This window comes from Curtobacterium sp. UNCCL20, assembly GCF_900101675.1.
Taxonomy (GTDB): domain Bacteria; phylum Actinomycetota; class Actinomycetes; order Actinomycetales; family Microbacteriaceae; genus Curtobacterium.
On the sequence record NZ_FNKG01000001.1, the window covers coordinates 1,845,515 to 1,869,038 of the forward strand.

The 23,524-nt window shown below is 72.0% G+C and carries 20 protein-coding genes; 18 read left to right on the top strand and 2 right to left on the bottom strand.

What is annotated here, in order from left to right; translation table 11 throughout:
* The first annotated feature begins 50 nt into the window (after positions 1-50).
* Complete coding sequence (gene hflX, locus BLT36_RS08945; RefSeq protein WP_092094059.1) at positions 51-1,577, top strand: GTPase HflX; 1,527 nt, start codon at positions 51-53, stop codon at positions 1,575-1,577.
* A 233-nt stretch (positions 1,578-1,810) separates the two neighbouring features.
* On the opposite strand, the gene lexA is transcribed toward hflX, so the two are convergent.
* Positions 1,811-2,455 (bottom strand): transcriptional repressor LexA, encoded by a 645-nt coding sequence (gene lexA / locus BLT36_RS08950; RefSeq protein ID WP_092094060.1) that lies wholly within the window; start codon positions 2,453-2,455, stop codon positions 1,811-1,813.
* A 235-nt stretch (positions 2,456-2,690) separates the two neighbouring features.
* Between lexA and BLT36_RS08955 the strand changes: the two genes are divergently transcribed.
* The 15 genes from BLT36_RS08955 to BLT36_RS09025 all read left to right on the top strand — a co-directional run bounded on the left by BLT36_RS08955 (position 2,691) and on the right by BLT36_RS09025 (position 16,835).
* A complete protein-coding gene (locus BLT36_RS08955; RefSeq protein WP_092094061.1) occupies positions 2,691-3,059 on the top strand; it encodes a LysM peptidoglycan-binding domain-containing protein in 369 nt (122 codons plus the stop codon).
* A gap of 160 nt (positions 3,060-3,219) precedes the next feature.
* Positions 3,220-4,344 (top strand): histidinol-phosphate transaminase, encoded by a 1,125-nt coding sequence (locus tag BLT36_RS08960; protein WP_092094063.1) that lies wholly within the window; start codon positions 3,220-3,222, stop codon positions 4,342-4,344.
* Positions 4,341-4,943 carry an imidazoleglycerol-phosphate dehydratase HisB gene (gene hisB, locus BLT36_RS08965; protein WP_092094065.1) on the top strand — a complete coding sequence of 201 codons (603 nt, stop codon included), beginning with the start codon at positions 4,341-4,343 and terminating at the stop codon, positions 4,941-4,943. The genes BLT36_RS08960 and hisB overlap by 4 nt, the downstream gene beginning before the upstream one ends.
* The gene (gene hisH, locus BLT36_RS08970; RefSeq protein WP_092094066.1) at positions 4,940-5,578 is read left to right on the top strand and encodes an imidazole glycerol phosphate synthase subunit HisH; all 639 of its coding nucleotides are present in this window, start codon (positions 4,940-4,942) and stop codon (positions 5,576-5,578) included. Before hisB ends, hisH begins: the two co-directional genes overlap by 4 nt.
* A 97-nt stretch (positions 5,579-5,675) precedes the next feature.
* The gene (gene priA, locus BLT36_RS08975; RefSeq protein ID WP_092094068.1) at positions 5,676-6,422 is read left to right on the top strand and encodes a bifunctional 1-(5-phosphoribosyl)-5-((5-phosphoribosylamino)methylideneamino)imidazole-4-carboxamide isomerase/phosphoribosylanthranilate isomerase PriA; all 747 of its coding nucleotides are present in this window, start codon (positions 5,676-5,678) and stop codon (positions 6,420-6,422) included.
* 4 nt (positions 6,423-6,426) lie between these two features.
* Positions 6,427-7,290 carry an SseB family protein gene (locus BLT36_RS08980; protein ID WP_092094069.1) on the top strand — a complete coding sequence of 288 codons (864 nt, stop codon included), beginning with the start codon at positions 6,427-6,429 and terminating at the stop codon, positions 7,288-7,290.
* A gap of 139 nt (positions 7,291-7,429) precedes the next feature.
* The gene (locus BLT36_RS08985; RefSeq protein ID WP_092094071.1) at positions 7,430-8,308 is read left to right on the top strand and encodes a ParA family protein; all 879 of its coding nucleotides are present in this window, start codon (positions 7,430-7,432) and stop codon (positions 8,306-8,308) included.
* Positions 8,292-9,152, top strand: a complete 861-nt coding sequence (locus tag BLT36_RS08990) for a segregation and condensation protein A (RefSeq protein WP_092094073.1) — start codon at positions 8,292-8,294, stop codon at positions 9,150-9,152. The genes BLT36_RS08985 and BLT36_RS08990 overlap by 17 nt, the downstream gene beginning before the upstream one ends.
* Positions 9,142-9,891 (top strand): SMC-Scp complex subunit ScpB, encoded by a 750-nt coding sequence (scpB, locus tag BLT36_RS08995; RefSeq protein ID WP_092094074.1) that lies wholly within the window; start codon positions 9,142-9,144, stop codon positions 9,889-9,891. Before BLT36_RS08990 ends, scpB begins: the two co-directional genes overlap by 11 nt.
* A 1,198-nt stretch (positions 9,892-11,089) precedes the next feature.
* Positions 11,090-11,845, top strand: coding sequence for a pseudouridine synthase (locus BLT36_RS19000; protein WP_254787526.1), 756 nt, complete (start codon positions 11,090-11,092; stop codon positions 11,843-11,845).
* Between the two features lie 19 nt (positions 11,846-11,864).
* Complete coding sequence (locus BLT36_RS09005; RefSeq protein WP_254787465.1) at positions 11,865-12,989, top strand: prephenate dehydrogenase; 1,125 nt, start codon at positions 11,865-11,867, stop codon at positions 12,987-12,989.
* 185 nt (positions 12,990-13,174) lie between these two features.
* Positions 13,175-13,870 carry a (d)CMP kinase gene (cmk, locus tag BLT36_RS09010; protein ID WP_092094540.1) on the top strand — a complete coding sequence of 232 codons (696 nt, stop codon included), beginning with the start codon at positions 13,175-13,177 and terminating at the stop codon, positions 13,868-13,870.
* A gap of 77 nt (positions 13,871-13,947) precedes the next feature.
* Complete coding sequence (der, locus tag BLT36_RS09015) at positions 13,948-15,468, top strand: ribosome biogenesis GTPase Der (RefSeq protein ID WP_092094077.1); 1,521 nt, start codon at positions 13,948-13,950, stop codon at positions 15,466-15,468.
* 20 nt (positions 15,469-15,488) lie between these two features.
* On the top strand, positions 15,489-16,127 hold the full coding sequence (locus BLT36_RS09020) for a hypothetical protein (protein ID WP_092094079.1): 639 nt from the start codon (positions 15,489-15,491) through the stop codon (positions 16,125-16,127).
* A gap of 186 nt (positions 16,128-16,313) precedes the next feature.
* Positions 16,314-16,835 carry a hypothetical protein gene (locus tag BLT36_RS09025; protein ID WP_092094080.1) on the top strand — a complete coding sequence of 174 codons (522 nt, stop codon included), beginning with the start codon at positions 16,314-16,316 and terminating at the stop codon, positions 16,833-16,835.
* Positions 16,836-16,980: 145 nt separating this feature from the next.
* Here BLT36_RS09025 and BLT36_RS09030 read toward each other — a convergent pair whose 3' ends face one another.
* Positions 16,981-17,898 carry a helix-turn-helix domain-containing protein gene (locus tag BLT36_RS09030; RefSeq protein ID WP_092094082.1) on the bottom strand — a complete coding sequence of 306 codons (918 nt, stop codon included), beginning with the start codon at positions 17,896-17,898 and terminating at the stop codon, positions 16,981-16,983.
* A gap of 111 nt (positions 17,899-18,009) precedes the next feature.
* Here BLT36_RS09030 and BLT36_RS09035 point away from each other — a divergent pair, with 111 nt between their 5' ends.
* Positions 18,010-18,882 (top strand): oxidoreductase, encoded by an 873-nt coding sequence (locus BLT36_RS09035; protein ID WP_092094083.1) that lies wholly within the window; start codon positions 18,010-18,012, stop codon positions 18,880-18,882.
* A 102-nt stretch (positions 18,883-18,984) separates the two neighbouring features.
* Positions 18,985-23,451: an FtsK/SpoIIIE domain-containing protein gene (locus BLT36_RS09040; RefSeq protein WP_139166411.1), complete on the top strand. Its 4,467-nt coding sequence runs from the start codon at positions 18,985-18,987 to the stop codon at positions 23,449-23,451.
* Positions 23,452-23,524 lie beyond the last annotated feature (73 nt).

Sequence of the window (23,524 nt, forward strand, 5' to 3'; positions counted from 1 at the left end):
GGAGGTACCCTGTGGACAGCATGACGGATACCCATGAGCACGACGAACCAATGACGGACGACCGCGCACTCGGAGACGACAGCGCCGCTGGTGTCGTCGAACGAGTCCTGCGCAACGCGGACTCCCGGGCGGCCTCGTCCGTGTTCGCACCGGCGCAGGCGATTCAGACCAGGTCGGTCGACGACCGCACCTGGAACGGGGACGGCGACCAGTACGACCGCGAGGACCGTGCGGCACTGCGCCGAGTGGCCGGCCTCTCCACCGAGCTCGAGGACGTCACCGAGGTCGAGTACCGGCAGCTCCGGCTCGAGCAGGTCGTCCTCATCGGCGTGTACCCGCAGGGTGACGCCGCCGAAGCCGAGAACTCGCTGCGCGAACTCGCCGCCCTCGCCGAGACCGCGGGCGCCGTGGTCCTCGACGGGCTGCTGCAGCGCCGGCCGAACCCCGACCCCTCCACCTACCTCGGCAAGGGCAAGGCCGAAGAACTCGCGATGGTCGTTAAGGCCACCGGAGCGGACACGGTCATCGCCGACACCGAACTCGCCCCGTCCCAGCGCCGTGCGCTCGAGGACGTCGTGAAGGTGAAGGTGATCGACCGCACCGCGGTGATCCTCGACATCTTCAGCCAGCACGCCAAGAGCCGAGAGGGCAAGGCCCAGGTCGAGCTCGCCCAGCTCGAGTACCTCCTCCCGCGACTCCGCGGTTGGGGTGAGTCGATGTCCCGTCAGGCCGGTGGTCAGGTCTCCGGCGGTGCGGGCATGGGCTCACGTGGTCCCGGTGAGACGAAGATCGAACTCGACCGCCGCCGCATCCACACCCGGATGTCGAAGCTGCGCCGCCAGATCGCCGGCTTCCGCCCCGCGCGCGAGGCCAAGCGCGCGGACCGACACCGCAACTCCGTGCCGAGCGTCGCCATCGCCGGCTACACGAACGCGGGGAAGTCCTCGCTGCTCAACCGTCTGACGAGCGCCGGCGTGCTCGTGCAGAACCAGCTGTTCGCGACGCTGGACGCGACGGTCCGCCGGACCGAGAGCGCAAAGGGCCGCGAGTTCACCTTCGTGGACACCGTCGGCTTCGTCCGGAACCTGCCGCACCAGCTGGTCGAGGCGTTCCGTTCCACGCTCGAGGAAGTGGGCGAAGCGGACGTCATCGTGCACGTCGTCGACGGTTCCCACCCGGACCCGGCGGCGCAGCTCGCCACCGTGCGCGAGGTCATCGCCGAGGTCGAGGCCCGCGAGATCCCCGAGATCGTGGCGTTCAACAAGTCGGACCTCATCGACGAGTCGCAGCGGCTCGTGCTGGTCGGACTCGTGCCGGACGCGGTGTTCGTCTCCGCCCGGACGGGTGAGGGCATCCAGGACCTCCTCGACGCGATCGAGGCGCGGCTGCCCGAGCCGGACGTCGAACTCACCGTGGTGATCCCGTACGACCGCGGCGACCTCGTGTCGACGCTGCACGACGCCGGCGCGGTGGAGTCCGTCGACTACGTCGAGGACGGCACGCGCCTGCGGGTGCGGGTGTTCCGACGCCAGGTCGCAGAACTCGACCCGTTCGTGGTGGCGCCCGTCGCGTCCTGACGGCCTGGAGGCGCGGCGCGCGTCCGCCGCGCCGGCCGGGTGGGTCGGCTGGCCCTGTGGTTCGTGGCGGTTCCGGCGGTCCCGTGGTCCGGCGGTTCCGTGGTTCCGTGGTTCCGTGGTTCCGTTCGCAGCCGCACAACCGAAATCGCCTGGAACCACGGGATCCCGTGGTTCCAGGCGACTTCGGTTGTGCGGAGCGGCGGGCAGCTGCAGGCGCGACCGGGGCGGCGGGCTCAGAGCGAGCGGAGGACCGCCACGACCTTGCCGAGGACGGTGGCCGCGTCGCCGAGGATCGGCTCGAACGCGGTGTTCCGGGGGAGCAGCCACGTGTGACCGTCCCGCTGGCGGAAGACCTTGACGGTCGCTTCCTCGTCGAGCATGGCGGCGACGATGTCACCGTTCTCCGCCGTCTGCTGCGACCGGACGACCACCCAGTCGCCGTCGCAGATCGCGGCGTCGATCATCGACTCGCCGACGACCTTGAGCATGAAGAGGTCACCCGTGCCGACGAGCTGACGGGGGAGCGGCACGATCTCGTCGACGTGCTGCTCTGCCGTGATGGGCACACCGGCGGCGATGCGGCCGACCAGCGGGACGAGGGTGGTGGCGTCGACGTCGGGGCCGTCGACGTCCGGCGTGGGCTCGTCGACCAGGACCTCGAGCGCACGGGGACGGTTCGGGTCGCGGCGGATCCAGCCGCCGAGCTCGAGCTGACCGAGCTGGTGGGAGACGCTCGAGAGCGATGAGAGGCCGGCGGCGTCGCCGATCTCACGCATGCTCGGCGGGTACCCCCGGCTGGCGATCGACGCGCGGATCGCGTCGAGGATCGCCTGCTGCTTCGCCGTCAGCGGCTTCTGGCCCCGCAGTTCGTCCACCACGTCGTCTCGCCCTTCGTCGGTGCTGAGACCGTGCCGCGGGAATGTCGGTGGTCCCCGTTTGACTTGTCCCAGTCGATCGAAACAGTATCCGACCGGTCCACCCCGGACAAACACCTGTTCGAGCGTGTCGGCAGAAATCCTCCCAGAAATCTCCGCACAGGACTTGTGTGACCTCGCATTCGAAACTATGTTCGGTACAGGACTTCGGTTCGACCGAACGGGAAGGCAGAACGACATGAGCACCATCGCCATCGCTGACATCCAGCGGACCTCGGCGCCCGCCGTGCGTACGCGCCTGCGCCTGACGCGCCGCGGCCGGTTCGTCATCACGACGCTCGCCGCGATCCCGCTCCTCATCGTCGTCGCGCTCGCGGTGCTGAACGGCGGCCAGGCCTCGGCCGGCAACACCTCCGGCACCACGCACTTCGACACCGTCACCATCCAGCCGGGCGAGACGCTCTGGCAGCTGGCAGAGGAGACCGCGCCGAACGCCGACCCGCGCGACTTCGTGCAGGACGTCGTCAGCCTCAACGCGCTGAACAGCTCCGCGCTGCAGGCCGGCGAGCAGATCGCCATCCCGACGAAGTACACGAACGGGCAGTAGCACGCGGGACGGGCTCGCGGACCCGAAGGAGCTCGCGAACTCGAACGGGCAGGCGGGCCCGAACGGGCACGCGGACCAGAACGGGCGGGACTGCCAGGTCGCAGGGCGCACCGTCCGGACGGCCGGTCCAACGGCGGGTCACGCGGCCTACGATGGATCGGTGGCATTCACGCTCGAAGACCTCCCGATCCGAGACGACCTGCGCGGGCAGAGCCCCTACGGCGCCCCGCAGAAGCACGTCCGCGTGCAGCTCAACGTCAACGAGAACACGCATCCGGTGCCGGAGGACGTCGCCGAGGACATCGTGGCGTCGATCCGACAGGCCCTCGCGACCGTGAACCGCTACCCTGACCGCGAGTTCACCGAGCTGCGGCAGTCGCTCGCCGATTACCTGCAGCGCGATCTCCGCGACGGGCAGCGCCTCGGTCCCGAGCAGATCTGGGCGGCGAACGGCTCGAACGAGGTCTTGCAGCAGCTCCTCCAGGCCTTCGGTGGTCCCGGGCGGACTGTGCTCGGGTTCCCTCCCACCTACTCGATGCACTCGATCCTCGCGGCGGGCACGGGCACCACCTGGATCCCGGCGCAGCGTGACGACGAGTACCGCACCCCGCCCGAGACCGTCGTTGCCGCGATCCACGAACACCGACCGGACATCGTCTTCCTCTGCGGCCCGAACAACCCGACGGGCACCCCGCTGCCCATCGAGACGATCGAGGCCGCCTACGACGCGACCGACGGCATCGTGATGGTGGACGAGGCGTACGCCGAGTTCATGCCCGCGGACAAGCCGAGCGCCCTCACGCTGCTCCCGGGCCGCGAGCGTCTCGTCGTGTCCCGCACCATGAGCAAGGCGTTCGCGTTCGCCGGCGCCCGCGTCGGCTACATGGCCGCGCACCCCGCGGTCATCGACGCGCTCCGGCTCGTCCGGCTGCCCTACCACCTGTCCGCCCTGACGCAGGCGGCAGCCATCGCCGCGCTCCGGCACGCCCCCGAGATGCTCGCCATGGTGGACGACATCAAGCAGCAGCGCGACCGCATGGTCACCGAGCTGCAGGCGATGGGCTACCGCACCTACGAGACGTGGTCGAACTTCGTCCTGTTCGGTGGCGTCGCCGACCCGCACGCCGCGTTCGAGGCGCTCCTCGAGCAGGACGTCATCGTCCGTGACCTCGGCATCCCGAACCACCTCCGGGTGAGCGCGGGCACGGAAGAGGAGACGACCGCCTTCCTCGACGCGATGCGCCGGGTCGCCGCGGACCAGCCGCCGGTTAGGGTTGGGGCATGACCGCGCGCACCGCCTCGATCAGCCGCAGCACGAGCGAATCGAGCGTCGAACTCGAGCTGGACCTCGACGGCACCGGCACCTCGGAGATCTCGACGAGCGTGCCGTTCTTCGACCACATGCTGACCGCGTTCAGCAAGCACTCGCTCATCGACCTGCGGGTGCGTTCGACGGGTGACACCGACATCGACGTGCACCACACGGTGGAGGACACCGGCATCGTGCTCGGCCAGGCGATCAAGCAGGCCCTTGGCGACCGGTCCGGCATCGGCCGGTACGGCGACGCCCTGGTGCCCCTCGACGAGGCACTGGCGCAGGCCGTCGTCGACGTGTCCGGTCGGCCGTTCCTGGTGCACAGCGGTGAGCCGGCGGGCTTCGAGTTCCACCGCATCGGTGGGCACTTCACCGGATCGATGGTCCGCCACGTGTTCGAGGCGATCACGTTCAACGCCGGCATCACCGTCCACGTCCGCGTGCTCGAGGGTCGCGACCCGCACCACATCGCGGAAGCCGAGTTCAAGGCGTTCGCGCGAGCCATGCGCAAGGCGGTCGAACTGGACCCGCGCGTCGACGGCATCCCCTCCACGAAGGGCGCCCTGTGACAACCGTGAAGCCGAACGTCGTCGTCCTCGACTACGGCTCGGGCAACGTGCACTCCGCGGCCAAGGCGCTCGAGCGCGCCGGTGCAGACGTCACGCTGAGCTCGGACAAGCAGACGGCACTGCAGGCAGACGGGCTGCTCGTGCCGGGTGTCGGCGCGTTCGCCGCGGTGATCGACCAGCTCGAGAGCGTGCAGGGTGGCGAGATCGTCGACCGTCGTCTCGCCGGGGGCCGCCCGGTGCTCGGCATCTGCGTCGGCATGCAGGTGCTCTTCTCGCGCGGGGTCGAACGGGGCGCCGACGTCGAAGGCCTCGGCCAGTGGCCCGGGACCGTGCAGGAGATCCAGGCCGAGGTCCTGCCGCACATGGGCTGGAACACCGTGCAGGCACCCGAGGACTCGGTGCTGTTCGACGGCCTGCACGACGAACGCTTCTACTTCGTGCACTCCTACGGCGTGACCGACTTCCCGCTCGAGGCGTACGGGCCGTTCCGCGCGCCCCGTCTGACCTGGGCCGAGCACGGGCAGCCGTTCATCGCCGCGGTCGAGAACGGGCCGCTCACCGCCACGCAGTTCCACCCCGAGAAGTCCGGCGAACCGGGCATCCGCCTGCTCTCCAACTGGGTCCGCTCGCTCTGAACCCGGCCGCCACCGGGCGCGACGGCCGTGCCGGACGCGCACCGGGCCTCCCGGCCGTCCGCAGCCCCTCCTCCACCGCAACGAAACCGACAGGACCATGACCGACCTCATCGCCACCCCGCCCCTCGTCCTGCTCCCCGCCGTGGACGTCGTCGACGGCCAGGCGGTGCGCCTCACCCAGGGCGAAGCCGGCAGTGAGACGGGGTACGGCGACCCGGTTTCGGCCGCCCGCACCTGGCGCGACCAGGGTGCGGAGTGGATCCACCTCGTCGACCTCGACGCTGCCTTCGGCCGGGGCGACAACCGCCGGGTGATCGCGCACGCCATCCGCGAGGTCGAGGGTGTCGACGTCGAACTGTCCGGCGGCATCCGCGACGACGCGTCGCTCGAGGCCGCGCTGGCGACCGGGGCTGCCCGGGTGAACCTCGGCACGGCCGCCCTCGAGCACCCCGAGTGGGCCGCGAACGTGATCCGCAAGTACGGCGAGCAGATCGCGGTGGGGCTCGACGTGCGCGGCACGACGCTCGCGAGCCGCGGCTGGACGGAGGACGCGGGGGACCTCTGGGAGGTGCTCGACCGCCTCGAGGAAGCCGGCTGCGCCCGCTACGTGGTGACCGACGTCACGAAGGACGGCACGCTGCAGGGCCCGAACGTGGACCTGCTGCGCGAGGTCTGCGACCGGACGGACCAGCCCGTCGTGGCCTCCGGTGGCATCTCGACGCTCGACGACCTCCGTGCGCTGCGCGAGCTCGTGCCGCACGGGCTGGAGGGCGCGATCATCGGCAAGGCGCTCTACTCGGGGGCGTTCACGCTGCCGGCCGCCCTCGACATCGCCTCGGAGTAGCCGCATGGCGGGCATCTCCAACGGCCGCGGCACCGGACCCGACACCCCGGACGCCGGCGCCGGCGCTGTCGACCACGGTGCAGCGCCCGGCACCGACGACGCACAAACCCCGGGCGGTGCGGCCGACTCGGCGGGCTTCGCGTGGGAGGGCCGCACGTTCGACCACCACGACACCGCCTTCGCCGACGACGACGGTCTCGCCGACCCCGCCGTGGTCGCCGCGGTCACGGCCCTGCCGGACGGCGGATCACAGCGCGCGATCGTGGACGCGCTCCGCACAGCACGCCTCCTGATCCCGCTCGTGGCCGAGGCCGGTGACGTCGGACACACCGACACCGGCTCGCTGGTCGACAAGACCCAGGAGCTCTCGATCGTCACGGTCGCCGGCCCGGACGGTCGCAGCGTGATGCCCGCGTTCACCTCCGTCGAGGCGATGCGCGCCTGGGACGCCGACGCCCGACCGGTGCCGGTCGAGTCGCGCCGGGTCGCGATGGCAGCCGCGAGCGAGGAGACCCAGCTCGTCGTCCTCGACCCGACGTCGCCCACCGAGTTCGTGCTCCGCCGCCCCGCGGTCTGGGCGCTCGGACAGGACGTGCCCTGGACCCCGTGCTTCGAGGACCCGGAGGTCGGGCAGGCATTCGCGGACTCCGTCGTCGGTGAATCCGCGGTGGCGCGGGTCGAGCTGGCGCCCGGGGACCCGCTCGGACGGTTCGCCGGGGCCGAGCTGACGGTCGGCCTGGCGCTCCACCCGGGGCTCGACCAGGCGCAGGTGCAGGCCCTCGTGGGCCGCCTCCAGCAGCGCTGGACGGCGGACGCCGTCATCTCGGAGCGGGTGGACAGCATGCGGGTGGCGCTGCGACCAGCGTGATCCGCGCCTCCAGTCGGTCGACGGGCCTGGAGGCACGACTCGCGCCCGCCCCGCCGGCGGGGTCCCGGGATCACGAGCGACGCGCAGCGGCGCGGCGGTGCGACCCGGCAGGCAGCCTGGTCGCCGGTACGATGTCCGGGTGAGCACGAACCCGACGACCACCCCCGGAACCGGCGAGACCACCTACGGTCCGACCGGACGGCCCGTCCGGCGGTTCGCGGTGCCCGAGGAACTCGACGGTCACGGGCCCGCTCGCATCATCGCGCTCTGCAACCAGAAGGGCGGCGTCGGCAAGACCACGACGTCCATCAACCTCGGCGCGGCGCTGGCGGAGTACGGGCGCAAGGTCCTCGCGGTCGACTTCGACCCGCAGGGCGCGCTGTCCGCGGGGCTCGGCGTCCGCACGCACGACATCCCCACCGTCTACGACCTGCTGATGGGGTCGATCAAGGACCCGAACCAGGTCATCCAGCCGACGAACACGCCGTACCTCGACGTCATCCCGGCGAACATCGACCTGTCCGCGGCCGAGGTGCACCTCGTGAACGAGGTCGCGCGTGAGCAGATCCTGGCGAGCGTCCTCCGCAAGGTCGCCAAGGACTACGACGTGATCCTGGTCGACTGCCAGCCGTCGCTCGGGCTGCTCACCGTCAACGCCCTGACCGCGGCGCACGGCGTGCTCATCCCGCTCGAGTGCGAGTTCTTCGCGCTCCGCGGTGTGGCGCTCCTCATCGAGACGATCGACAAGGTGCGCGACCGGCTCAACCCGGCCCTGCAGCTCGACGGCATCCTGGCGACGATGTACGACTCGCGCACGCTGCACTCGCGCGAGGTCATGGAGCGCGTCGTCGACACCTTCGACGACCGCGTGCTCGACACCGTGATCGGCCGCACGGTGAAGTTCCCGGACGCGACCGTCTCGGCCCGGCCGATCACGCAGACCGCTCCGGACCACGCCGCCGCGCACTCCTACCGGCAGCTCGCACGGGAGCTCGTCGAGCGTGGCGCCGTCGCCTGACGACGCCGTCGACCAGCAGCCAGCCGACGCACCCGCGCCCGCGGGCACCACGACCGTGCCCGGATTCCGGGTGCGCCTCCGGAACTTCGACGGCCCGTTCGACCTGCTCCTCTCGCTCATCACGAAGCACGAGCTCGACATCACCGAGGTGTCGCTCGGCGCGGTGACGGGGGAGTTCATCCAGTACGTGCGGGCGGCCGAGTCCGAGGACGAACTCGACGAGGCGAGCGAGTTCCTCGTGGTCGCCGCGACCCTGCTCGACCTGAAGATCGCCGGGCTCCTGCCGCAGGGCGAACTCGTCGACGCCGAGGACGTCGCCCTGCTCGAGGCCCGCGACCTGCTGTTCGCCCGGCTCCTGCAGTACCGCGCGTTCAAGCAGGCAGCGGACTGGTTCGGGTCCCGGTGGCTCGACGAGTCGCGCCGGCACGTCCGGAGCGTGCGGCTCGAGGAGCGGTTCCGTGCCCGGACGCCCGAGCTCGTGTGGACCCTGTCCGTGCAGGACTTCGCCGCGCTCGCGACCCTCGCCTTCGCGCCGCGGGAGCTCCCGACGGTCGGGCTCGATCACCTGCACGCACCGCTCGTGAGCATCCGCGAGCAGGCCGCGATCGTCGTCTCGATCCTCCGGACACGTGCCGACGAGGACGTCTCGTTCCGCGAACTGGTCGCGGGTGTCTCGGAGACGGGTATCGTGGTGGCTCGCTTCCTGGCGATCCTGGAGCTGTACCGGAACGCGTCGATCTCGTTCGAACAGCTCGAACCGCTGGGGGAGCTGCTGCTCCGGTGGACCGCTGAGGACTGGTCCGACGAGAGCCTCGCCAACCTGGGAGCCGACTATGACGGATGACGCGCACGACGTCTCCAGCGCCGAACCCGGCGGTGCCGACGAGATGTCCGACGCCCGCGCGATCGAGCGGGAGATCCACGAGCGGCACGAGGCCGAGCGGCACGCCGAACACGGTGGCGAGCAACCGGCCGAGCTCGACGGCGAGCAGCACCACGTCCCGCACCCCGAGATCCCGATCGACCGGCAGCTCGAGGCGATCCTGATGATCGCTGACGAGCCGCAGTCCCTCGTCGCCCTCGGTGCCGCGGTCGGCGCCCCCGTGCCCGCCGTCCGCCAGGCCATCGAACGCCTCGTGGCGGACTTCGACGGTGTCGACGGCACGATCCGCCGCGGGTTCGAACTCCGCGAGGTCGGCGGCGGCTGGCGCTTCTACGTCCGACCGGACCTCGACCCCGTGGTCGAGCAGTTCGTCGAGGCCGAGCGCCCCTCCCGGTTGTCCCAGGCCGCACTCGAGACCCTCGCGGTCGTCGCGTACAAGCAGCCGATCACCCGCTCGCAGATCGCCTCGATCCGCGCCGTGAACGTCGACGGGGTCGTCCGGACCCTGGTCGCCCGCGGACTCATCGAGGAATCGTTCACGGACGCCGAGACCGGCGCCATCAACTACGTCACGTCCGACCTGCTGCTGCAGCAGCTCGGCATCAACTCGCTCGACGAGCTGCCGCTCATCTCGCCCCTCCTGGACGACGGTGCCGACGGCTTCGGGCAGAACGAAGGGATCCCCGATGGCCGCGTATGAGGAAGAACGACGAGGCGGCCCACGGGGCGGTGCGGGTGGCCGCGCCGGTTCGGGTCGCACCGGTGGCGGCGCGGGTCGCACTGGAGGCCCGTCCCGCGACCGCGACGCCGGCTCCGGCCGTGCGAGTGGTCGGTCCGGTGACACGGGTCGCGACGACCGCGGTGGGTACCGGGGCCGTGACGAGCGTCCGGCGTCCGGCGGCGGCTACCGGGGGCGCGATGAGCGTCCGGCGTCCGGCGGTGGCTACCGGGGGCGCGATGAGCGTCCGGCGTCCGGCGGTGGGTACCGCGGTCGTGACGAGCGTCCCTCGTCCGGTGGCGGGTACCGCGGCCGTGACGATCGCGCCGCTGGCGGGCGTCGTGACGACGACCGTGGCGGCTACCGGGGCCGTGACGAGCGTCCGTCGTCCGGTGGCGGGTACCGCGGCCGTGACGAGCGACCGGCGCAGGGTGGCTACCGGGGCCGTGACGAGCGTCCAGCGTCCGGTGGGTACCGGGGCCGTGACGACCGTCCGGCGTCCGGTGGGTACCGGGGTCGCGACGACCGTGCCGCTCCCGGTCCGCGTCGCGACGACCGCGGGGGAGACCACGGCCGTTTCGTTGGCCGTGACGACGACCGCCGCGGCGGCGACCGTGGCGGTTTCAACCGCCGCGAGGACGACCGTGGTGGGTACCGTGGCCGTGACGAGCGTCCGTCGTCCGGTGGGTACCGCGGCCGTGACGAGCGTCCGGCGTCCGGTGGGTACCGTGGCCGTGACGACCGTCCGGCGTCCGGCGGGTACCGCGGCCGTGACGACCGCCGTGAGGCACCGCGTCGTGAGGACGACCGGGGTGGGTACCGCGGCCGTGACGACCGCCGCGACGCACCGCGCCGTGATGCACCGCGCCGCGACGACGACCGCCGCCGTGACCCCGCCCGCGAGGACCGTCGGTCCCCGGACGGCCGACCGAGCACCGTCTGGCACAACGGCAGCCGGTACGTCGGCGGCACCACGACGGCGCGCAACGGCGACCGTCCGCGGAACGCCGGCCCGCGCAGCACCGACCGCCGCACCACCCCGAAGCCCGAGGGCGCACGCGACGAGCAGGGCCTCCCGCTGGAGGGCACGCCCGAGCGACCGCTGATCCCGGACTGGGACGCATCGGAGGGGAGCGCTCCTGCGGGAGCCGCACCGGGCCTCCAGGCCGAGGGCGAGCGTCTGCAGAAGGTGATCGCCGCTGCGGGCGTGGCATCCCGCCGCGTCGCGGAGAACCTGATCGTCGAGGGCCGCGTGACGGTCAACGGCGAGGTCGTCGACGCACTCGGTCGACGCGTCGACCCCGAGACGGACGAGATCGCCGTCGACGGCGTTCCCGTGCAGATCGACACGTCCCGCCGCTACGTGCTGCTCAACAAGCCGACCGGCATCGTGTCGAGCCTGCAGGACGAGCGCGGTCGCCGCGACCTGTCCGAGTTCGTCGACCGCTACGAGGAGCGCCTGTTCAACGTCGGCCGGCTCGACACCGAGACCTCCGGGCTCATCGTGCTGACGAACGACGGCGACCTCGCGCACATCCTGGCGCACCCGTCGTTCGGCGTGACGAAGACCTACATCGCGAAGGTGCGCGGCAACGTGAACCCGGCGACGGTGCAGCGGCTGCTCGACGGCGTGGAGCTCGAGGACGGCCCGATCGCGGCGGACAAGGTGCGGTTGCTCGAGTCCTCGCGCGGTGAGTCGCTCATCGAGATCACGCTGCACTCGGGACGTAACCGCATCGTCCGGCGCATGCTCGACGAGGTCGACCACCCCGTGCTCGAGCTCGTCCGGCGCTCGTTCGGTCCGCTGCAGCTCGGATCGCTGCCGATCGGCAAGATGCGCGAGCTCTCGACGGTCGAGCTCGGCTCCATCCTCCGCATCGCGCGCGAGGCGAAGGGTTCTGCACAGGACGACGACGGGGCAGAGTCCTCGGACTGACGATCGGTAGGCTTGCCGGGTGACCGACGCCACCCCGCTGCACGCCGAACCGGACATCGACCGGCGGCTCCGGGGACCCGTGCGCATCGTCGGCGCCGGGCTCCTCGGCGCCTCGATCGGCCTGGCCCTCCGCGAGAAGGGTGTCGACGTCGTCCTCGACGACGTGTCGCCCGCAGCCCTCGCGCTCGCCGTCGACTACGGCGCCGGTCGTCGTCCCGCAGCGGACGACGCGCCGGAGCTCGTCGTGGTCGCGGTCCCGCCGGACGTCGTGGCGACGGTGGTCGAGCGGGAGCTCGCCGCCTTCCCGGACGCCGTCGTGACCGACGTGGCGAGCGTGAAGTCCGGGCCGCTGGCGAGCCTCCGGGCCGCCGGCGCCGACGTCACCCGGTACATCGGTTCGCACCCGATGGCCGGGCGGGAGCGCAGCGGTCCGACCGCCGCACGTGCCGACCTCTTCGTCGGGCGCCCGTGGGTGGTCGCCGGGCACGACGACATCACGTACCAGCGCGCCGCCGTGGTCGAGGACCTGGCGCTCGACGTCGGCGCCACGGTCGTCCCGATGGACCCCGAGTCGCACGACCTGGCGGTGGCGTACGTCTCGCACGCGCCGCAGCTCGTCTCGACGCTGATGGCCTCGCGGCTGCAGGACGCCCCGGACGGGTCGCTCGGCCTCGCCGGTGGCGGTGTCCGCGACGTCACCCGCATCGCGGCGAGCGACCCGGGCCTGTGGGTGCAGATCATCGGCGCGAACGCGGGACACATCCGACCGGTGCTCGCCGATCTCCGCGACGACCTCGACCGCGTGCTCGCCGCGCTCGACGACCCGACGGCCGCCGGGTCGCCGCGCAGCCTCGCCGAGACCATCGCCGCGGGCAACCGCGGGGTCGAACGGCTGCCGGGCAAGCACGGCACCACCAAGCGTTTCGCCCAGGTGGTCGTCCTCGTGGACGACACCCCCGGGCAGATCGCCGCGCTCCTCACGTTCATCGGGGAGATCGGCATCAACCTCGAGGACATGCGCCTCGAGCACTCACCGGGCGCGCAGATCGGCATCGTCGAGGTGTCGGTCGTGCCCGAGCAGGAACAGCGACTCGTCGAGGAACTCGAGGGTCGCGGATGGAGGATCGCAGCAGCATGGGCCTGAACCACGACAGCACGGCGGCCACGACCGCAGCGGCAGACGACTCCGGCGTGACCGGCGGTCCGGACGGGCCCGACACCGGTCTGCCCACCCCCGACGACCAGCGCGGCCCGATCGGCGGCGCCGGCACGACGGGCGGCGGGGCCGACGGGCAGGGCGGCGGTGAGCTCGGCTCCACGCGCGACCCGATGCCGGCCGGTCTCGCCGACGGCGCGTACGTCGCCAAGACCGTGATCGCGGTCGACGGACCCGCAGGCAGCGGCAAGTCCAGCGTCTCCCGGGCTGCGGCGCGGGCGCTCGGCTTCGGCTACCAGGACACCGGTGCCGCCTACCGTGCGCTCGCCTGGCACGCCCTGCAGCAGCGGGTCGACCTCGACGACCCCGCAGCGGTGCTGGCGAGCTGGGACACCTTCGACTACGCGATCGGCACCGACCCCGACGGGTACTTCGTCCGGGTCGGCGACACCGACGTGACCGACGCCATCCGCACCCCCGAGGTGACCGGTGCCGTGGCCCACATCGCGAAGCTCCCCGAGGTCCGGCACCGCCTCGTCCAGCTCTTCCGCACGGTGATGCGGAAGGCCGACGCCCCGGGCATCATCACCGAGGGCCGCGACATCACCACGGTCGTCGCACCCGACGCCGAGGTCCGGATCCTGCTGACGGCCGACGAGTCCGTTAGAATGGCCCGGCGCGCGGCCGAGGTCACGACCCAGTCCGCCGCCGAGACCTCCGCCGCACTCGCTCGTCGCGACGCGGCGGACGCGAAGGTCGTCGACTTCATGAACGCCGCCGACGGCGTCACGACGCTCGACTCCACCGACCTCGACTTCGACCAGACCGTGCAGGCGGTCGTCGACCTGGCCCGCGCGGCCACGCACTGACACAGGTACCACCACCGGCCCCGCGCGGCCACGCACTGACAACACGCGGCCGAAGGGTCGCCGGCAAGGACACCACAATGGCGCAGCTGGACAACCCAGAACACGACGATTTCCCGGAGTACGACGACTCGCTCGGCGAGCGGCTCGCCGGTCTCGACGAGGCCGAGGCCGAGCAGCGGGCGACCGCACTCCGCGCCGGGCTCGAGGACTACGAGCTCGACGAGGAGGACGTCGCCCTGCTCGAGGCCGGCCAGCTCGGCGAGGACGGCATCCACTACCTTCCGGCGTACCCGGTGCTCGCGATCGTCGGTCGCCCGAACGTCGGCAAGTCGGCGCTCGTGAACCGCATCCTCGGCCGCCGCGAAGCCGTCGTGCAGGACGTCCCGGGCGTCACCCGCGACCGCGTCTCGTACAAGGCCGAGTGGAACGACAAGCGGTTCACCCTCGTCGACACCGGCGGCTGGGAGCCCGACGCGCAGGGCATCAACGCCTCCGTCGCCGCGCAGGCCGAGGTCGCGATCGACCTCGCCGACGCCGTGCTCTTCGTCGTCGACGTCACGGTCGGCATCACCGCCACCGACGAGCACGTCGTGAAGATGCTCCGCGGCACCGACCGCCCGGTCATCGTCGTCGCGAACAAGTCCGACGACGACCGCCGCGACCTCGACGCGTACGAGCTGTGGAACCTCGGCCTCGGCGAACCGCACCCGGTGTCGGCGCTGCACGGCCGCGGCGTCGCGGACCTCCTCGACCTCATCATCAAGACGCTCCCCGACACCTCGGCGGTCGCCAAGCAAGAGGTCGGCGGCCCTCGTCGTGTCGCGATCCTCGGCCGTCCGAACGTCGGCAAGAGCTCGCTCCTCAACAAGGCAGCGGGCGAAGAGCGCGTCGTCGTGAACGACCTCGCCGGCACCACCCGCGACCCGGTCGACGAGCAGATCGAGCTCGGCGGCAAGGTGTGGCGCTTCGTCGACACCGCCGGCATCCGGAAGCGTGTGCACCTGCAGCAGGGTGCCGACTTCTACGCGTCGCTCCGCACCACGGCAGCGCTCGAGAAGGCCGAAGTCGCCGTCGTCGTCCTCGACGTCACCGAGCCGATCTCCGTGCAGGACCTCCGCATCATCGACCTCGTGCTCGAGTCCGGTCGTGCCCTGGTCCTCGCCTACAACAAGTGGGACCTGCTCGACGACGACCGCCGTCGCTACCTCGAGCGCGAGATCGAGCAGGACCTCGCCCACGTGGCGTGGGCCCCGCGCGTGAACATGTCGGCCCGCACCGGTCGTCACCTCGAGAAGCTCGTGCCGGCCCTCGAGACCGCGCTCGATTCGTGGGACACCCGCATCCCCACCGGCAAGGTCAACGCCTTCATCGCCGAACTCGTGCAGGAGCACCCGCACCCCGTGCGTGGTGGCAAGCAGCCCCGCATCCTGTTCGGCACGCAGGCGTCGAGCCAGCCGCCGACGTTCGTGCTCTTCACGACGGGCTTCCTCGACCCGCAGTACCGACGGTTCATCACCCGTCGTCTCCGCGAGGTCTGGGGCTTCTCGGGCACGCCGATCAACGTCAACATGCGGGTGCGCGAGCGCCGCAAGCGCTGAGGCCGAGCGGGGGAGCAGAGATGACGGGGGCGCGGCGACGGTGGCTGTACGCCGCCGTCGCCGTGCTCGCCGTCGTCCTGCTCGTCGTCGTCTGGTCGACGATCCAGACGGAGCGCGGCGACGACGCCTCGAAGCCGGTCGCGTCGACGACTCCGCTCGCCGAACAGGGCGTGCAGGGCGGCACGACGGTGTCGCCGTCGAACACCCTGGGCGGATCCGAACCAGCGTCCGTGCCCTCCCCGGAGCTGGACGTCGGCTCCGGCGCCGGCTCGCCGATCGACCCGTGGTGGCGCCGCGTCCCGCCGGTGGCCGGAGACCTCATCCCGATCGACCGGTACGCCGCTGGACACGTCCGGATCACCCGCACCGGGGAACACCTGTTCGTCACCATCGAGGACCTGCGGGTTGCGTCGTACGACAGCGAGGTGTCCTCGGTCCGCGTCCTGCTGTCAGAGGGGGCGGTGGCCGGTGTACGCCGCGGGTACTGGACCCAGCAGGGTGACGACGAGGACCTCGGCACCGTCCCGGCGGACGTCGGCACGATCACCTTCGACATCGAGTCGCCGAGGGGCCTGCCGGACGAGGTCCGGTCCGTCGTGCTGCTCGACCCCGACTCCGGCGAGATCCTCGGTGGCGCCGCCCTCATCCCGACCGACTGACCCGGCGGCCGCCTGACCCGGCGGGCCACGGTCCGGCGGCCGCCCGACCGGACGGGCCACAGTCCGGTCGCCGCCTGACCGGACGGCCACCGGAGATCGCGACGACCACGGCGGACGCGGGACGTGCCTCCAGGCCGTCGACCACACGCGGTCCGACGGCGGCGTCGGATACGGCACCATGGGAGGGTGACGCAGCAGAACGCCGGGCTCGGTGCCCTCGCCGACCGCCTGTGGTGCCGTCTCCGGCTCGACCGGCTGGCCGGTGGCCGGCAGGGCGGCTACGTGATCCGCGAGGACATGCTGGAGCACCCGGACACGGTGCGGTCCTTCCGGTGGATCCGGTGGCTGCTCGTCGCGGAGACGGTGGTCGGGCTCGCCGCGATCGTGGTCGCCGTGGTGTTGACGCACGCGGGGCAGACGGTTCCCTGGGCGGTGTGGTTCCGGGCGACGGTCGTGCTGCTCATCACGCTGACCCTCTACGTCTTCGCGTGGCGGGCGCAGCTCGGGTACTACTGGGCGTACCAGCGCCTGCGGTTGTTCAGCCGCATCTTCCCGGTCGTGACGCTCGTCATCGCGGCGATCCCCGGGCTCTACCCCTTTTGGATGGTGATCGAGCAGATCGTGTTCTCGCTGCTGATGATCGGCATCGGCGACGTGCTGACGACCGACCACATGCGGGCGACGTTCCCGAGGCCCGCGCGGCGGTAGAGCGGCGGGCGGCGGGGGCGGCGGCGCGGCGGCGCGGGCGGCGGCGGGTGATGGCTGCCGACCCGGAACGACATCGTCGGTGTCGTACGACATCGGTCGTGTCGCACCGTGCACGCGCGGGCTGTTGCACGCGCGGGGGAGCGACTCAGTCGATGTCGTACGACGTCGGATTCGTCGTTCCGAGTCGGTCGAGCGCCCCCGACGCCGACGCCCCCGACCACGACCCCGACGCCCCCGCCCCGGGCATCGCCGCCAGGCTCCCGAGCAGCGCCAGAGCCCGCGCCGACGGCGACTCGGGCTCGGCGTGGTGCACCACGAGCAGCTGCCCGTCCGTCCCGCCGATGCCGAGCTTCTCCCGTCGTAGTTCGAGGTCCCCGACCTCCGGGTGCCACATCCGCACCGTGCCCCCGCCGAGCGGCCGGACGTCGTGCCGTGCCCACAGCCGCCGGAAGTCCTCGCTGCCGAGGGAGAGCTCCCCGACGAGCGTGGTGATCGCCGGGTCGTCGACACCGGGTCCGATCGAGGACCGGAACGCGGCGACCATCCCGCCCATCTGGTCCTGCCAGTCCGGGTAGCGCTCCTGCTCGGCGCCGTCGAGGAACATCGTCCGCAGCCGGTTCTCACCCGCCCGGATCCCGGGTGACAGTGCCGTCGCCAGGGTGTTCGCGGCGAGGACGTCGAACGACCGGCTCTCGACGAACGCCGGCAACCCGATGACGTCGAGCAGCTGCAGCGTGCCGGAGGGGACCCGGTCGACCCGTGGCCGCGGGACGGTCCTCCGCCGGGTGCCGGAGGTGTCGGCGAGGGACCGCAGGTAGGCGGCAGCGGTGCTGTCGAGGCCGAGTACCCGCGCGATGGCGTCGAGCACCTGTGCCGAGGGGTTCCGGTCGCGACCCTGCTCGAGGCGGAGGTAGTAGTCGGCGCTGATCCCGGCGAGGGTGGCGACCTCCTCGCGCCGGAGGCCCGGTGTGCGGCGGACTCCGGTGACGCGCAGGCCGGCGTCCTCCGGCCGCACCAGCTCACGCCGCGCCCGCAGGTACTCGCCCAGCCCGTTCTCGCTCACACCCCGATGCTACGGACCGGCTCCGGCTCGATCCTGGTCCCCGTGGTCCCCGTGGTCCCAGGGTCGCGGGGGATCTGTCCGGTCACACCGGCGAGGCGCATCGTGGTGGACATGAACGACACGACCCTCCCCGGCGGCACGTACCGTCTCGCCGACGACCTCGAACTCACCCGCGTGGGGTACGGCGCCATGCAGCTCGCCGGAACCGGTGTCTTCGGCCCGCCCGCCGACCGTGACGAGGCGATCCGCGTCCTGCGCACCGTGGTCGAACTCGGCATCACCCACATCGACACCTCCGACTTCTACGGCCCGCACGTCACGAACCAGGTCATCCGCGAGGCGCTCCACCCCTACGACGGCCTCCACCTCGTGACGAAGGTCGGCGCGCGCCGCGACGAGCAGGGTGGCTGGCCGCACGCCCGTGAACCGCACGAGCTCGTCGAGCAGGTGCACGACAACCTGCGGAACCTCGGCCTCGACCAGCTCGACGTGGTGAACCTCCGCATGGGCGGCTTCGACGCTCCGGAGCCGGGCAGCATCGCGCCGCAGTTCGAAGCCCTCGCCGAACTGCAGCAGCAGGGCCTCATCAAGCACCTCGGCCTGTCCACCGTCGACGCCGGACAGCTCGCCGAGGCGCAGGCCATCGCCCCGGTCGTCTGTGTCCAGAACATGTACAACGTCGCTCGGCGCGAGGACGACGCACTCGTGGACCTGACCGCCGAGCAGGGCATCGCCTACGTCCCGTACTTCCCGCTCGGCGGGTTCTCGCCGATCCAGTCCGGCGCACTCGACGCGGTGGCGGCGCGCCTCGGCGTCTCGCGGCTCACGGTCGCGCTCTCGTGGCTGCTGCAGCGCTCGCCGAACATGCTCCTGATCCCGGGCACGTCGTCGGTCGCGCACCTCCGCGACAACGTCGCGTCGGCCGGCTACGAGTTGCCGGCAGATGCCGTGGCCGAGCTGGACGCGATCGGGACCGCCCGGTAGAAGCGGGGACTGCGGCCTGGAGGCGCGGGGTGCACCCGCCCCGCGCCTCCCGTCCGCTTCCCCCTACGATGGTCGCCACGGGGGTGGGGTGTGCGACTCAAGGTGACCATCGCGGAGGCGGGGACCGAACGCGACGTCGTGCTGACGGCGGACGTGACCGCGACGATCGGCAGTGTGGCGGAACGGCTCGCGGGCGGGCGGCCGCCCTCCGGGGGCGTGCCGCGCACGCTGCGAGTGTGGTTGCCCGACCGGACGCAGGCGCGCCTCCTCAACCCGTCGGCGAGCGTGCACGAGTCCTCGCTCCGCTCCGGGTGCCGGGTCGAGGTCGTGCCCGCCACCGACCGCCGCCGAGGGGACGACGTCGAAGACGCTCCGGCAGCGGTGGCACAGGTGCTGTCCGGGCCGGAGGCGGGCGACGAGTACCTGCTGTCCCAGGGCGTCAACCTGATCGGCCGTGACGCGATGGCGCAGGTGTACCTCGCGGCCGACGGCCAGGTGTCCCGGCGGCACGCGTCGGTCTCGGTGGGGGAGACCATCGAGGTGGTCGACCTGAACTCCGCGAACGGGGTCGCCGTCGACGGCCGGCTCGTCGCCCGGTCCTTCGTCGGGCCGGACGCCGTCGTGCAGGTCGGTGGCACGGCGCTCCGCATCCTGCCGCTGGCTGCCGGATCGGTGCCGGTCGTGCCGGTCGCGCCGGGAGCGGCCGGTCCGGACCACACCGAGTTCTCACGGTCGCCGCGCGTGGACCCCGCCTACCGGGGCAAGCAGTTCACGCTTCCCGAGATCCCGGTGCCCGGCGAGCGGCCCCGGCTGCCGGTGATCGCGATCATCGCGCCGATCATCCTCGGTGGCGTCCTCTACCTCGTGACGAAGCAGCCGTTCACGCTCGTCTTCATCGCGCTCTCGCCCGTGATCATGATCGGCACCTGGATCGACCAGCGCGTGCAGAACCGCCGCCGACGCCGCGACGAGCGGGCCCGGTTCGAGGAGTCCCTCGACGAGGTCGGGAAGCGGCTCGCCGCGGAACGCGACCGCGAGATCGAGGCGCGGACGGCCGAGTCGCCCGCACCCGACGTGGTCACGGGTGCGATGCGCACGCGGTCCGCGCTCCTCTGGACGAGGAAGCCCGAGCACACCACCTTCCTCGAGGTCCGGTTCGGCGCCGGCACGCTGCCGTCACGGTCGACCGTGACGATGCCCTCGAAGAACACCGGGAGCATCGACGACTGGAACCGTGCCGAGGCCCTCGCCGACGAGTACCACGACGTCGGCCCGGTGCCGGTGATCGAGACCTTCGAACGCGCGGGAGCGATCGGTGTCGCCGGCACCGGACTCGCCGCCGAGGACGTCGCCCGGTCGCTCGTGGTCCAGCTCGTCGGCCTGCACAGCCCCGCCGACCTCGTCGTCACCGCGTTCGCCGGCGGGACCACCACCGACCAGTGGACGTGGCTGAAGTGGCTGCCGCACGTCGACTCGCCGTACAGCCCGCTCCGGTGCGCCGGACTCGTCCGGGACTTCGCCGCCGCGTCGGCACTGCTCGCCGAACTCGAGGGACTCGTCGCGACGCGTCGTGCCACGGGCGTCGGCCGCGGCGAACACGTCCGCTCCCGCATCGACGAGGGTCGAGCGATCGACGAGGACCACGGCGAGTCCGTCGACCGGCTGCCGGCGGTCCCGGCGATCGTCGTGCTGGTCACGGCCGAGGCACCTGCCGACCGCGCACGACTGGTGGCGCTCGCCGAGGAGGGCCCCGACCTCGGTGTCCACGTGCTCTGGCTCGCGCCGACGCTCGCGGCCCTGCCGGTCGTGTGCCGCACGTACATCTCGCTCGACCGCGCGACCGGGACCGCGACCGTCGGCTTCGTCCGCTCGGGGCAGTCCGTGGTCCTCGAACAGCTCGACCGGGTGGACAGCATCGAAGCGGCGACCGTGGCCCGGGCGATCGCGCCGGTGCAGGACACGGGCGCCCGGGTGCTCGACGAGACCGACCTGCCGCACAGCGTCGCCTTCGTCGACCTGTACGAGGGCGACCTCGCCGGCGACGCGGCAGCCGTGGTGAGCCGCTGGGCGAAGAACGACAGCCTCACCGCCGAGTGGCAACCGGGTGGTGGCCGGGAGACCGGCGGGATCCGCGCCGTCGTCGGACAGGGGCCGAGCGAGCCACTCGCCCTCGACCTGCGGGTGCACGGCCCGCACGCCCTGGTGGGCGGGACCACCGGCTCCGGCAAGAGCGAGTTCCTGCAGACCTGGATCATGGGCATGGCCACCGAGTACTCGCCCGACCGGGTGACGTTCCTGCTCGTCGACTACAAGGGCGGAGCGGCCTTCGCCGAGTGCGTCGGCCTGCCGCACACGGTCGGCCTCGTCACCGACCTCAACCAGCACCTGGTCCGCCGTGCGCTCACGTCGTTGCGCGCCGAGCTCCGGTACCGGGAGCACCTGCTGGGCGAACGCGGCGCGAAGGACCTGGTGACCCTCGAACAGCGGGGTGACCCGGCGGCCCCGCCCTCGCTCGTCATCGTGATCGACGAGTTCGCGGCACTCGCGTCGGAGATCCCCGAGTTCATCGACGGCGTGATCGACGTCGCCCAGCGCGGACGCTCCCTGGGGCTGCACCTCGTGATGGCCACCCAGCGACCGAGCGGGGTCATCAAGGACTCCCTCCGCGCGAACACCAACCTCCGCATCGCGCTCCGCGTCGCCGACCCGGTCGACAGCGAGGACGTGCTGGGTGTTGCCGACGCAGCGTTCTTCGACCCGGGGACGCCCGGCCGAGCGGCGGCGAAGATCGGTCCCGGTCGGGTGCTCGACTTCCAGACGGCGTACCTCGGCGGTCGGTCGGACGACGTCGTCCACGAACCCGACGTCGACGTGCAGGACTTCCCGTTCGAGCCGGGCAGCGTCTGGCCGAGCACCACCCGTGCGCCGCGGGACACCACCCGGGCGAAGGACATCGAACGGCTCGCGGCCACCATCGCACGAGCCGCGGACGACCGATCCCTCGCGGTGCCGCGGAAGCCGTGGCTCGATCAGCTCCCGGACACGATCGACGTCGGGGCGCTGCCGGCCTCCGACGGCTCGAACCTCGTCATCGGCACGGTCGACGTCCCCGAGGCGCAGCAGCAGACCGCCTTCGGCATCGACCTCGACGTCGTCGGCAACCTCGTCGTCCTCGGTGCCGGCGGCAGCGGCAAGTCGGCAGCCCTCCGAGCCGTCGCGGTCGCCGCCTCCTCGGTCGCCGACCGGTTCCCGGTGCAGATCACCGCCCTCGACTTCGGTGGCGGCGGGATGAGCATGCTCGAGGACCTGCCCACGGTGGGGACCGTCATCAGCGGGCCGGACGACGAACGCATCACGCGCCTCCTGGCCGACCTCGAAGCGACCATCTCGGACCGCTCGACGCGGTTCGCCGCTGCACGCGCCGCGAACCTGCGCGAGTACCGGAGTGTCACCGGCGTCGCGGAGCCGCGCATCCTGGTCCTCGTCGACGGGGTGGGGGCGTTCCGGAACGAGTACGAGTTCCGGCCCGGGTCGCAGCAGGTGTTCGACCAGGTCGTCGCGATCGCGGCGACCGGCCGGGCACTCGGCGTGCACTTCGTGATGGCCGCCGACCGGATCGGGGCGTTCCCGTCGAACCTGCAGGCGACGATCGGCGAGCGGATCGTGCTGCGACTGGCCAGCGACCTCGAGTACACCGCCGCGGACGTCCCCGTCGACGTGCTCGAGGACGCCGTCCCCGGTCGCGGCCTGGTCGACGAGCACGAGGTGCAGCTCGGCGTCCCCGGTGGCAGCGCCGACCTCGTCGTGCAGAGCGCCGCCGTCGACGAGCTCGCGGTCGATCTGCGCCGGCGCGGGGTCGCATCGGCACCCCCGATCCGACGGCTGCCCACGGTCGTCGACCGGGCAGCCCTGCCGTCAGCGGTCGACGGCCGTCCGACGATCGGGCTCGCCGACGACACCCTCGCACCGATCGGGATCCCCACCGACGGCCTGTTCGTCGTCACGGGGCCGTTCGGGTCAGGACGCTCGACGACCATGCAAACCCTCATCCGCTCCGTGCGCGAGACCTGGCCGGAACGACCCGCGCACCTGATCGTCGGGAGGCGCTCCGCGTTGCGAGACGCCACCGACTGGGCATCCGCCTCCACCGACGGCAGCGCAGCCGAGACCCTCGCCGGCTCGCTCGCGACCATGCTCGAGTCCGACTCGATCGAGCCGGCTGCCGAGCCGGTCATCGTCATCGAGAACGTCGGCGACTTCGAGGGGCTCCCTGCCGAGGGGCAGGTCGCCCGGCTCATCAAGGCCGCGCGGCGAGCGGGCGTCTTCGTGTTGGCCGAGGCGGACACCGTCACCGCGCCCAGCGCCTGGCAGCTCTTCGGGGAGCTGAAGACCGCCCGGGCGGGCATCGCGCTCCAGCCCGAGGAGACCGACGGGCTGACCCTGTTCCGCACCGCGTTCCCGCGGGTCACCCGGTCCGACTTCCCGGTCGGACGGGGCATCATGGTCGACTCCGGACGGATCACCCGGGTGCAGGTCGCCCACAACGCGGACGCTGTCGTACCCCGCTGACGGGGGGTAGACATATCGTGCGCGAGGAAATATCAGGTGGTGCTACGGTGGGCGAAGTCGCCGGAGGGGCTGG

Coding starts and splice junctions, on each gene's coding strand:
- hflX (WP_092094059.1), top strand. CDS start 51: ATGACGGACGACCGCGCACTCGGAGACGACAGCGCCGCTGGTGTCGTC.
- BLT36_RS08955 (WP_092094061.1), top strand. CDS start 2,691: ATGAGCACCATCGCCATCGCTGACATCCAGCGGACCTCGGCGCCCGCC.
- hisB (WP_092094065.1), top strand. CDS start 4,341: ATGACCGCGCGCACCGCCTCGATCAGCCGCAGCACGAGCGAATCGAGC.
- priA (WP_092094068.1), top strand. CDS start 5,676: ATGACCGACCTCATCGCCACCCCGCCCCTCGTCCTGCTCCCCGCCGTG.
- BLT36_RS08980 (WP_092094069.1), top strand. CDS start 6,427: ATGGCGGGCATCTCCAACGGCCGCGGCACCGGACCCGACACCCCGGAC.
- scpB (WP_092094074.1), top strand. CDS start 9,142: ATGACGGATGACGCGCACGACGTCTCCAGCGCCGAACCCGGCGGTGCC.
- cmk (WP_092094540.1), top strand. CDS start 13,175: ATGCCGGCCGGTCTCGCCGACGGCGCGTACGTCGCCAAGACCGTGATC.
- der (WP_092094077.1), top strand. CDS start 13,948: ATGGCGCAGCTGGACAACCCAGAACACGACGATTTCCCGGAGTACGAC.
- BLT36_RS09020 (WP_092094079.1), top strand. CDS start 15,489: ATGACGGGGGCGCGGCGACGGTGGCTGTACGCCGCCGTCGCCGTGCTC.
- BLT36_RS09035 (WP_092094083.1), top strand. CDS start 18,010: ATGAACGACACGACCCTCCCCGGCGGCACGTACCGTCTCGCCGACGAC.